The 407-nt window shown below is 42.5% G+C and carries 1 pseudogene; it reads left to right on the top strand.

Annotation, left to right across the window (positions count from 1 at the left end):
- A pseudogene (gene ycgN, locus FMM79_RS03925) lies at positions 1-215 on the top strand (cysteine cluster protein YcgN); the annotation flags it as partial.
- Positions 216-407: the final 192 nt, after the last annotated feature.

A 407-nucleotide genomic window follows, 5' to 3' on the forward strand; every position in this document is an offset into this window, starting at 1 on the left:
GTGAAAATCTGCCAACATTCGAATGGCTGCCAATGACCTGCGCTTATCGTTTGCTGGCGGAAGGTAAAGATTTACCTGCGTGGCATCCGCTACTTACTGGTTCGAAAGCGGCAATGCATGGTGAACGTATCTCTGTGCGTCATATCGCAGTGAAAGAATCAGAAGTGATTGACTGGCAGGATCATATCTTAAATAAACCTGACTGGGCGCAGTGATAAATTTAATAGATGCTGATGGGGGCTTTCTTAATATACGTCTGGATGCTCGCCATTTCGTAGCCCTGTTTTTGAAAGCGCTCTGTCATAATGAGAGTTACCCGATACCTTATTATCAACAGGTAACTCTCAATCTTTAAAAAACGTCTGTGTTTTTAAATGTGATAAACCTTATACCTTGAGTACATGGAG

This window comes from Novosphingobium sp. BW1 (assembly GCF_008107685.1).
Taxonomy (GTDB): Bacteria; Pseudomonadota; Alphaproteobacteria; order Sphingomonadales; family Sphingomonadaceae; genus Novosphingobium.